We start from the raw sequence: 11,292 nt of genomic DNA, 5'->3' as shown, positions 1-11,292 counted from the left end.
GAATCTGCGCGATGGCGCGCACATGGGAATCGAGTTGCTGACGGCTGTCGGGTGTCATCGCTATGACCGGATAGAAACGATACCTTCTAGGATATTTTTTCTCTGGCTAACGGTTGACGTGCTCCCCTATATACCCTGTCTCAAATCTTAAACAGTTCATGTTTTAAAGTAGTCCATTTTTAGTACGAACTGTCTTAACCAATGGGACCAAGGCTATAGATGCCATCCTGTTATGTAGCAGTTAGGGGACAGGTTATAGCCGACGTTCCGTATTCAGCACGCTGTCAATTTCTTCCGTCAAACTGGATGTACGTTCAGAGGAAAGCGTCATGGTCTTCGTTAAATCATCCACTGCTTGGGTCATTTGCAATTGATTAATGTTTATAAAAGACAAACCTTGAATCAACTGGTCAATCTGCTGTTCACCCTTTAAGACTTCCTCCATATGGTACTGGGCATCCTTTACATGTTCAGTACCACTACTAATCTGTACTTGAATCTTGTTTAAGGCGTTGCTAATATTTTCGATTTCCTGATCAATCAAGTTTAAATACACTGATGTGTCATGTGACTTCTTGTCAGTTTCTGGCTCGATACTTTGAGTATGGGGCTGATTCAAAGTCTTCAATTGTTTTATATTGTTACTAATCCCTGAGAAGCTACGGCATCTTTGGAGAGCTTTCTTGGCTACGTCCACTAGCTCTGGAATAGTCTGAATGAGTGGTTGAAGGGTTGCTAACATTGCCAGAGCTGCCTGGGTTTGATAGGTCATCGGTTCAACTACTTTGACTGCGGTTTCCTCAGTTTGAGCGAGGGATGTTTTAAGCTGACTATTGATGTGCTCTACATTAGCGGTTAGTTGAAGTAAATGGGTGAAGGTCTTCTGAAAGATATCAGAAAGATCCTCAGGGGCATTGCCTGCAAAATCTGTGGGTGTTGAATTTAATGATGAGGCTTGTGTCTTGAACGTATGGGTGAGCTCAGCTATTTGTTGCTGTAGACCCTCTTTCTGTTGCTGTAACTTTTTCGATAATGTTTCGCTGACTTGACGGGCATCCTGTGCTTCAGATAGAGAATTTAAGCGTTCAACCACTAACTGGAACTGGGTGGACAATTGTTCTACAAATGCCACTTCTACAGGCTGCCATTTATGCAATGCCTGACAGTGGTGAACCATCCAAAAACCATATAACGCATCATCAACAGCCATGGGCACAATTAAACTAGACTTTACATCCAGTAGTTCCATACACTGATGATAGGCATCTGAATCTTCGCCTAGTACCTTGGCTACATTATCGAACACTGTTGTTGTTACTTCGATCTCTTCTTTCAGAAGACTTGGAGGAACTAAGGTTTTTGGGTTAGGGTAGCTTGCGGCTCGAGGATATTTAGCTGTTGCCACTTCAGACTCGACTACCCCACTGCTACTGGCACTAAATCGATAAAAGAACACTCGATCGGCGTGTAAGATTTTCTGTATATCAGACGCAGCATCTTCAGCGACGGTACGCATAGCTCGCAAATCCTTCGCATGGGCACTAGCAATACGGGCAAAGAGTTTAGCTTTGTCAGTTTCTGCTTCCTGTGCCGTGAGCAATGTACGGGTACGGGCAACAAGCTGATTGAAGGTGCCGGCTAATAGACGAGTTTCTCGAGTGCCTTCTGGGATGGCCGCAACAGCCAGATCACCGGATGCTACCTGATTGCTAAAGTCTGCTAAATTAGCCAGTGGCAATGAAAGTTGCCGAGCTAGCAAAATAATGAGTGCTGATGTTAATCCGCCTAGTACAATAGCTGTGGCGGCAAACAGTAATAACAGCTCCTGGCCTGCACTAGCTATCTGTCGACCTTCCATCGATGCTATCGCCACCCAGCTAGTCGTCGGAATAGTCGCGACTTTGTACAGTCTGTTTTGATGGCTAAAAGAAACTAAAAAAGTATTGTTCTCTAACGAGGTGACAGAAAGCTGTCGCACCTGTTTCTGGCTGTTCAGAGCTTCAACAATTTGAGCCTCATATGTCTTTATGTTCGTAGCCGAGGAATCTGATGACAAGTCAATATCATTAAGAGCTGTAATGACAGCCTCGACGGTCTCAGCACCAATGATTTTAGTTTCTTTTCGAAATCCTTCGGGAGAAAATGTATCAATAATTCCTAGGGTCTGACCATCAATAATTTGGAGCCTCTGACTACCGCTCATCCCTGTACGTTGTACATAGTCGGCCAGGAGGCTAAACCTTCGGGCAGGTAATATGGCGCGAATGACCCCTACAAACTGTTTATCGTTAGGATTGATGATGGCATGGACCAGTTCTATTGTACGAGCTTTGGAGGCAAAATCAAAATCAGGTGGACTCATCCAGACACCATCTTGTTTAGCTCCCTGCCACCAGTCTTCATCACTTTGGACAAAGTCGGTGGTCGGACGGCTATAGGCCACATTAAAACCATATCGGTTGGTTACTAAAATTTCTGAGATTTCAGCAGTTTCAACTGTTTCTTGGAGGTATTTGTTTAAAGCTTGGTGATTCCGGAGTAACTTGGTGCCTGCGAATTTGGACTCTAGTTCTGAAATATCTAGCTGATCTAAACCCGCTTTTGCCGCCTCATTGCCACCAGCTAGGGCTTCGTTGATTACCAGGGGATTTGTAGCAATGTTACGTGGGAGGGTAAGAAGTTCATCTAAAACAGCACGGGCACTGCCACTGGCCAGTAACGATTGGTCCTCCAACTGTCGCTGCATGCTTTTTTCGGTTCGCTGTTGCACAACTCGATAACCAATTCCACTGGCAATTAATAGCGGCACTAAAACCACTGGCAGGATAGTCAATAGGAGTTGAATTTTTAGACTGTTTCCCTGAGGTGTCAGCCCCTGTGCTGCTAGCCAGTTGCCCACAATACGCAACGCCGAATTAGATTTTGATTGATTGGTTATTGCATTTTGTTGAATCATGGCTAAGGCTACTTTTAGAATGATATATACGGTTGAAAGAGAAGTTTATTCAGGAATCTATTGTGCAGCAAGATGCTCTTTTACACGATTGTAGGAGTCTTGAAGTTTGAGAATGGCCTCATCCACTCCTTCAGGAAATTCATCAAATTCTGCTGTCTCACTAAACTCAACAAGTGCTGCACGACCTTTTTGAGAGTCTTCCATATCTAACAAGACATCTTTCACTGCAGTAATTTGTGCTTCACTTAAACTTGGACCAACCACTACCAGATGTCTAGGATATTGGGGTGTTTCAGCTATGACCATTAGTTCAGATCGATCTGCATCAGAGACCTCGGACCACGTTTCACTATCTACGGCTCCGGCTTGGACTTTACCGCTGAGGACCCATTCCACAGTCGTTTCATCTTCTCCAGAAAAGATATAGCCAATTTCATTGTCACTAACAGGATGATTGGCTTCTGCTTTGGCTACTGGAGTTAAATCATTGTCCATAAGTTCGATCAAGGGAAACATAAACCCTGAACTGGAACTGGGTTGCTGCATCGCCATCATTTTCCCCTGGAGGGATGCCAAAGCTAATAGATCACTGTCTTTGCGAGCAATAAAAAGAGTGTTGTACTCAGGAACACCATCTTTCCATCGGCGTAGAATTGCAGTGGCTCCCGATTTTTCCATCACCAGCATTGCTGGAAAAACACTATCAAAGTAAAGATTGACCTCGCCCGAAGTCATCCATTCCGCGACGGTGTCCACATCTGGAGCAATTTTTACTTCTCCTCGCGTAATACCGCTCTTCTTCAGGTTTGAAGCGAGGTAGTCAGCTACAGGCTGAGTTTCAGGAATTAAGGACTCAGGATCAAAATCAACATCCGTAAGGATAATAGCTGCTCCATCAGATGAACTATTCAGAGTAGAGCTTGTTTGACTAAAACCGCAGCCTCCGAGAAATATTACGCCACTAGCCAATAGAAGTGATGAGGTTAGTTTATTTAACATAGTGTGCATGTCGCATGTTGTTTAGGGTTTTACAGAAAATTACTATTGATCCGGTTAGCCAGATCTCTAAACTTATGATGTTCTCTCTATGCTTGGAAACGAATGATAGTTCATCGCTAATAAAGGGATAATTAAGAAATCGACTGTTTTAAATCGTTAAAACTTAGATGACTTTCTAACTGAAAAAATATTAGAAGTGTCTATAGCGATATTACTACAATTATCGACGGGATTTTTCAGGATAAGTTTCTGACAAGTTTTCCGAAATTTCTGTTTAAGAGTTTTTCACTGATTGATTCAGGAGGGGGAAGAATTATTTGTGGCAATAAAAAGCCTTTAAGAAAAACTTTAAAAGAGGCTTTTCTAATAAAAATGCAAGTATATTTTCAGAGCCAAGTAAGACACTTAACAAAACATTGCTAAATTCTGTTTGGCTCTGAATCATAATAAGGAAATAACAGGAATTAAGATGCAGGTCTAATGTATTGGAGAAATACTTTGTAGATCACTACATAATTCGAGTTAATGAGACTAAGGGGAAAGCCGATATATCGCGAAGGTTTTACTTACTTCATTAGTAACTACCAGTAAAGGTGACCCAATCGGACTATCAACTGCGTCGATATACAGTAGCCCCTCGGGACTGTAATCATCGCTAAAGCTTGGTTCGTAGGTAACAAACCTAGGGGCAGCAGGATTGGAAATCTCATAGACCATCACACCCCCTGTACGCTCTAGTCCAATAAAGGCCAGGGTCTGTCCTCTGTAAACACCGATAGTCACGCCTTCAGGTTCGGGACCTTTGTCGTCACTACGGTCATCAAGCTCGTTGAGCTCACCCCCATTGATGTTGAACAGTTGCGGGATTTCAGCCGCAATGATTTGCTCAACGTCGTCGCCACTGTCAAAGACTAGATTGACTGTCGCATCCCAGATGGAGAAGGAACGGGCACCATAGCTGTAAATTTGATCAATGTCGCCATCTCCGTCGATGTCACCCAAGGCACTGGTCGTTTTCAGACGGCCTAAGTTATGTTCGGACTGTAGTTCAGCAGCATTGGGATAAGCAAAGGGATCGAGGACTAGATCTGTTACCCGTTCTTCTTCGGAGAAGCCTTCGTAGTCACGTGCATCACCTTCGTTGGCGGTTACTAGGTAGGTATTGCCATTGACAGTGTAGCTGGAGATTGCATCCGGCTGGTACATACCCATGACTGGACGGGTTTGAATGTTGATACCACCATCTTCATTGCTGGCATCAAAATTATTACCAATAATACTGTGATCCTTAAAGCCCAAGCTCTTAACTGAGGTGAAACGTTCGGTATATAGATCTAAAATACCGATGGCGTTATTTTCTTGCAAAGTAACGTAGGCGGTGGAACCATCCTCAGAAACCGTAATGAATTCAGGTTCAAGATCTTGTGAAGGACTAGAGCCAGGGCCAAAGACACGCACTTCAGGATCAATCGTGACGTTGTCAAAGCCAACGGTCCTTACTGTGTTGTTATCGATATTAATGATGCTAACAGATCCTACTGGATCCACAGTATATTCATCGTTAGGTTCCCCTTCATTGGCTACTAACACCTTGTCCCCATTGGGGGTAAAGGTCACCATATCAGGCAGGGCACCTACTTCAAACTTGTTCTGAAAATTACCTTGGGCATCGAAAAATGCAACAATACCGTTGTCCTGTGCCACATCGGCTTCGATGGCAGCTGCCAAGATACCATTGCTAAAAGCGACACTATTGACACTACCGCCCTTGAATCCACCAAGATTCGAGGGATTGGTCAAATCAATGGAGCTCACAAAGGTAGGTGCACTTGGGTTACTGAGATTAAAAATCTCAATGGTGTCACCTGTGGTAACAAACAGGTTGGCGCTATTGGTATCAAATGCAGAAATCTCTGCCCCACCCTCAACTTGGGAGCTACCCAAGTGATTGAGACTAAGAGCTGACGCAGATGTGGCTATTGTACTAGCCAGAACCATGCCTGGAATTACAGCCCCAAAAATATATTTAAATCTCATAGGATCAAGATCAACGGATCGAATATTTTCTAAAAAGTAATCACTGATGCTATCCCTGATGTAGCTCTTATGGGAGCGTAGGCTAAAAAGCTATAATTACAGCTAACCACTTTCCAATATTATTGAAGTATTGGCTGGGTATTGTAGGGATACCTAACTATATTTCCCACATTCCGCCATTAAATTGGCACATCCGATAATTAATGACGAAGCCAATGGATTACAGCCTCTAAAGAGGCATACATTCTCAATAGATAGGCACTATTGAGAATAGTCTAAAATAGTTCAAGAGAACTACTAAGGCATTCAAAGTCTCTATGGAAAAGGCTTTCAGATTTAATGCCTGATTGTGACAGTTGGGAATGCGGAATGTCGGATATTTGACTGGACATTTAGGTAAAAATATTGATGCACCTTGAGTAGGCTAACAATATTAAATGCCAGAAAATAAATTTTTTTCATGAAGCATTTAGGTGCTTACCGTTAAGGTTATCACTCAAGCTAACACTCAAAAATTTTAGAACGGGCGTATCCAGGTGTTGTGGGACCCTTTACAGAAAAGAAAAAAGGGATGGGATAATAGTCCCGTCCCCATCAAAAAACTTAGTTATGATTGTATCGTCTATCAAAGAGAGCTGTCCCTTTGGGGGCGACTTCACGGAATATGTACGATTGCTTAAACGATTCAATATTTTTGTTAGTAACTTCACGTACTGGGTCGTAGGATTTTATCTCAACAACATCCAGATATCATATTTTCTGTAAGGTCAATGGTTCTGGGAACTTTATCAAGCTTAGAAATATAGCTTTGTTCCCATAGTTCGCACCATAGGTGATCTCTACCTGGAATACAGCGCTGGGCCATCAACAACCCATGACGTAAAATCACATCAATGATTTGGTTGAGATTGTTATCCTCTGCTGAGGAAACGGTAAACATATCGCTAGTGATGATGTTAACGGGTATTGAGTGTTAGGTTAATCCTTGGATGGCTAAATAGCTTTAGCTTCGGGAAATGTAGTTATGGCAAGAATTTGGAAAGAGAAGAGAAAGCGCGTTGTAGGCTGGATACCGAGCCACAGAATGCTTGACCCCCAGTTAGTGCATTGCCCAATGGTGGGTAATGCGCCTCCTGCTGAATTTTCCCCTGATCCCACAATTATTCCAGAATGGGTATATTGCGTTTATGTTTGTGGTTTTACCTTTAGATTTTGGTCAATCAAGCAACTGCAAGCCTGTTTAGACTTCTACTCTCAAAAACTCCATCCGAGTTCACGGATCCAAGTAACTGAAGAAATGCTTTACCATATTCCTGATCGCAGTATGCTTCAGCGGTGGTACGACAGATTGCCGCTTTATCTACGAAAAAAAAGCAAACGGCAGCAAGTTGTAAAGGCGCTGGAAAAGGCACTAAAGCAGTTCGGGGACGAGCCATCGCTTCTTACCTCCATGCCAAAAACGACGATTCATCTTGAACGCACTTTAGTAGGATGGTGTTTTAAATGCGACAAGTTATTAGGCCAAGGACGCTGTTTGAAGTGCAAGAGGAAGCGTTCTAGTCCTGGCTATCGAGTCGCTCACTGCAATCATTGTGATTCACCGTTAGGACAAGGAGATTGTCGAGGATGTCAAAGCTTGAGAGAAAAATTACAAAGCGACGAATATCGATAAAGACCGTCTGTTCCGGCGATTGATTAGATAGGGATGCTCCACTGAAAGTTATGCCATGTCCGCCTACGACACCCCCATAACCTTGCGCCTGATGACGGAGCACGATTTGCCGATGCTTCACGAGTGGCTAAACCGGCCCCACATCGTCGAGTGGTGGGGAGGTGAGGAAGAGCGACCCACTCTGCCGGAGGTGATTGAACACTACATGCCAAGAATCCTAAAAGCAGAAGCGGTTACGCCGTACATTGCAATGCTTGGAAAGGAACCGGTCGGCTACGCCCAGTCTTACGTCGCACGGGGAAGCGGAGATGGTTGGTGGGAAGATGAAACCGATCCAGGAGTACGAGGAATTGACCAGTCCCTGGCCAATCCCGCCCAGTTGAACAAGGGATTAGGAACGAAACTCGTCCGAGCGCTTGTAGAACTGCTGTTCTCTGATCCCTTAGTGACCAAGATTCAAACCGATCCCGATCCGAACAATCTTCGAGCGATCCGTTGTTACGAGAAGGCGGGGTTTGTGCAGCAGAGAATAATCACTACGCCTGACGGCCCCGCCGTCTATATGGTTCAAACACGAGATGCCTTCGACCGAGCGCGCAGTGCTGCCTAACCCCTCGCTCAACCGGAGCGAAAGGGATCTGCGCAATCGCCCAATCGCAGAAGCTAAACCCCATTCAACGAGCTCCAACTGCCACTGTCCCAAAAGTAGTTGTCAACCGCATAAGTTGAGTCCTGAAAATCCCAGGTCAATTGCCCAAGACCATCAGCGTTAGGACGATGGGCTCGTGAGTTGCGATCGCAAATCCCCCAAAACCCCAGAGTGCTCGGTAGGTTAGCGAGGTTTGCCAACTCGCGAAGGTTACGTTTTGTAGGGGATTGGCCGGTTGTCACAGTGCCCATAGAAATCGACGGATCGACTGCAGTGAATAGCGAAGGGGGATTCTGTATGGCTGGAGTGCGCAGATGCGAACTGACCAGTCAGCGCTTCGCTATCGCGTCAGCCCCGCCCCAAAGGTGCCGCCGAACAACGTCGCTGAAGCGGATTGAGCCCAAAATATCGGCTTACACTTAAAAACATCGGCAACCTCTTAGCTTAGGCATTATGCCGCAAAATTCTGGTAAAGACAGTAGCCGAATTTCGTTGGTATAGTAGTCAGGTCGGTAAGTAAAAATTAACGGGGACAAGACATGCTGAGAGTACAAATCATCATTTTTGATGGGTTTGATGAGCTTGATGCGATTGCTCCGTTTGAAGTTTTGCGGAATGCGGCGGAAATTGGCGCTGACTTACAAGCAGAACTCGTCACTTTAGGTAGCTCTATGGAGGTTGTTGCAGCTCACGGATTGCGAGTTCGATCTGATGCCAAACTTGGAATTGATCAGAAATTAGATATTTTGATTGTGCCAGGTGGGGGTTGGGGGAATCGCGCTACACAGGGAGCATGGGCAGAAGCGCAACGAGGTGAGATACCAGCAGCAATTTCTCGGTTGCACCAAAGTGGCACAACAATAGCGTCGGTTTGTACAGGTGCCATGTTAGTTGCGGGAGCAGGTCTTCTAAAAGGTCGTCCAGCAATTACACATCATGTCGCTATAGAAGAGTTGAGAGCTGCTGGTGCAGAGATTATCAACGCTCGTGTTGTAGACGATGGCGACATTGTTACTGCAGGAGGTGTAACCTCTGGTTTAGATTTGACGTTGTGGCTAATAGAACGGTATTTGAGTATTCAAATTGCTCATGAGGTAGAGAAAGAAATGGAGTATGAACGTCGCGGCACAGTGTGGCGACGCTCGGCATCATAACAATAGCCTAGGCGTTTTTGTTTGCCATTCTTAGTGATGTCAGTTGAGCCACATTCAGGACATTGCATCGCTTTCACCGTGGTTTCATATTCATATTATGCAACGCCAAGAATTCTAATCTAGTGATGTTCGCCTTGCATACCAAGCATGAATAAAAAGAGTTTGCAAGAACAATACAGGGGGATCAAAACCACCTGATGCGATGATGGACGCAACTTCCTGAGGGGGTAGCACAGCAGCATCCCGACCATGAGAATCAAGAAATTGTTTAACATCCTCATCCGGATATTCGGCATACTTCAGCATCCGAGTCCAAATCTCGCGCAGGCTTTGATAGTCTGAAGTAGACATATCAGAAGCTAAATCCGCACTTATTAAAAAACCTTGAGGGCGAAGTTGTGCAGCAATCTGACTGAAAAATTTTTGCCTCTCCGCTTGCTGCATGAAAAAGTGAGACACCAGAAGGCAAGTAGCCGCATCAAATAACGCTGATGCGGGCAATGAATCAAGGTAGCCTTCGTGCCAAGTGCAACGCGACGCAACCCCACATGCTTCAGCTTTCTGACGACAAGTGTTAAGCATTGCAGTTGCAGGCTCGACCGCTGTGAATTGCCATTGTGGAAATTCCTGGGCAAGATAAATTAACTCTAAACCAGTTCCGACACCAACACAAAGAACTCGCGCGTTCGCAGGAAGCTCAGAAAGGATTAGGCGGGTCAATAGATTAAGTGTGTCACGCAGTGGAGCAATTTTAGCTGCTCTCGTGTCGTAGGTCGAAGCGCGTTCTTCGTCAAAGACAATTGCTGGCTCTTCATTTTGCATGAGTAAAGTGAATAATTACGTTTTCTCTATTTTTCACGATCAAAGTCTGTGGAGAAATCAACGCTGTGCCTAGCCTCCTAACGACCCTGCTCACCGGACGCTGTGTACCTGTTATCCCCTGTGATAGTTCCTATGACACCATCTGTTAGACGACGGTTGTATAAATACCTGTAGATTCCCATCCATTGAGGCATGTCTTTGACAGTGACACAACCTTCAGAAGCAGCACCACAATGGAGAAACCGTTCATAATCCTTTCCATCTCGATTTTGGTCGGCAGGAATGCGAGCAACACTGAGTTCCTTATTTTTCCAAATTCCTTCATATAGGATGAAGTAGTCTCTTTGCTGCCCATTGAGAACCTTGATGCCAAGATAATTCAGCTTCAAATAGCTAGGAAGAGCTATTATCGCTCCAGTCATAGTTACACGTACATCTACAAATCCTTGTCCGTCTTGTTCAGGTAAATATCTGATTTCTGGCATAATACCCTTTTTTACTCTTTGAGACTACAGGTTGAAGTCTAACGGCAAAGATAATCGATATCAGATTAACTTTAACGCTAGACGCAAAAGTTTTCAACTGCCCGCTCCATCGTGTTGTTATACAGTGCCGCTTTAGACACTACGAGGCTTTCTTGTCTGCCGAGTTAGAATATCTAGCGCCATGATGTGTGAGGCTCCTGAGATACCAACCCCAAACAATGGAATTAAGGCAACAGGAAAAGTTGCAATGGTTTCCATCGTCGGAACTTGAAGCAAGGAAAAGGTTAATCCTGTGCCAACCGCAGTTACAAAGTCTACTAAACCGAAAAGGTGAAAGCCCCAATATTTCCAAGTACTCTTTGGTAATGCGAGTACTACGAGTACCAATAAACCGTAAGCATTCAGGGGGTCTGAGTTGTGAGAGTTTCAATCAGCAGAGTACCTGCTAGAGTAAGCGGATGAAAGACAAGGCTCTCCCATCGATTCCCGAGGTCAGTAAAGCGGATTGGGAAAAGACA

At 44.6% G+C, this 11,292-nt stretch carries 8 protein-coding genes; 3 read left to right on the top strand and 5 right to left on the bottom strand.

Going from position 1 to position 11,292, the window contains the following annotated elements; genetic code table 11:
- Positions 1–253: 253 nt before the first annotated feature.
- The 3 genes from VB741_RS25235 to VB741_RS25225 all read right to left on the bottom strand — a co-directional run bounded on the left by VB741_RS25235 (position 254) and on the right by VB741_RS25225 (position 5,992).
- Positions 254–2,956: a GAF domain-containing protein gene (locus VB741_RS25235; protein ID WP_323367991.1), complete on the bottom strand. Its 2,703-nt coding sequence runs from the start codon at positions 2,954–2,956 to the stop codon at positions 254–256.
- 57 nt (positions 2,957–3,013) lie between these two features.
- Positions 3,014–3,955: a phosphate/phosphite/phosphonate ABC transporter substrate-binding protein gene (locus VB741_RS25230; protein ID WP_323367990.1), complete on the bottom strand. Its 942-nt coding sequence runs from the start codon at positions 3,953–3,955 to the stop codon at positions 3,014–3,016.
- Between the two features lie 531 nt (positions 3,956–4,486).
- Positions 4,487–5,992, bottom strand: coding sequence for a choice-of-anchor I family protein (locus VB741_RS25225; RefSeq protein ID WP_323367989.1), 1,506 nt, complete (start codon positions 5,990–5,992; stop codon positions 4,487–4,489).
- Positions 5,993–7,016: 1,024 nt separating this feature from the next.
- On the opposite strand from VB741_RS25225, the gene VB741_RS25220 reads away from it, so the two are divergent.
- The 3 genes from VB741_RS25220 (at position 7,017) to VB741_RS25210 (ending at position 9,467) form a co-directional block, all read left to right on the top strand.
- Positions 7,017–7,664 carry a hypothetical protein gene (locus VB741_RS25220; RefSeq protein ID WP_323367988.1) on the top strand — a complete coding sequence of 216 codons (648 nt, stop codon included), beginning with the start codon at positions 7,017–7,019 and terminating at the stop codon, positions 7,662–7,664.
- A 55-nt stretch (positions 7,665–7,719) separates the two neighbouring features.
- Entirely contained in the window at positions 7,720–8,274 is a 555-nt protein-coding gene (locus VB741_RS25215; RefSeq protein WP_323367987.1) for an AacA4 family aminoglycoside N(6')-acetyltransferase, read from the top strand.
- Between the two features lie 581 nt (positions 8,275–8,855).
- Complete coding sequence (locus tag VB741_RS25210; RefSeq protein WP_442786450.1) at positions 8,856–9,467, top strand: DJ-1/PfpI family protein; 612 nt, start codon at positions 8,856–8,858, stop codon at positions 9,465–9,467.
- Positions 9,468–9,581: 114 nt separating this feature from the next.
- On the opposite strand, the gene VB741_RS25205 is transcribed toward VB741_RS25210, so the two are convergent.
- Both VB741_RS25205 and VB741_RS25200 read right to left on the bottom strand, forming a co-directional pair.
- Complete coding sequence (locus tag VB741_RS25205; RefSeq protein ID WP_323367985.1) at positions 9,582–10,289, bottom strand: class I SAM-dependent methyltransferase; 708 nt, start codon at positions 10,287–10,289, stop codon at positions 9,582–9,584.
- A 77-nt stretch (positions 10,290–10,366) separates the two neighbouring features.
- The gene (locus VB741_RS25200) at positions 10,367–10,774 is read right to left on the bottom strand and encodes a hypothetical protein (RefSeq protein ID WP_323367984.1); all 408 of its coding nucleotides are present in this window, start codon (positions 10,772–10,774) and stop codon (positions 10,367–10,369) included.
- Positions 10,775–11,292: the final 518 nt, after the last annotated feature.

Source organism: Leptothoe sp. PORK10 BA2, from assembly GCF_034932105.1.
Lineage (GTDB): Bacteria > Cyanobacteriota > Cyanobacteriia > Phormidesmidales > Phormidesmidaceae > Leptothoe.
Note: the sequence above shows the minus strand (reverse complement) of the source record. Positions and strands in the feature narration are given on the sequence as shown.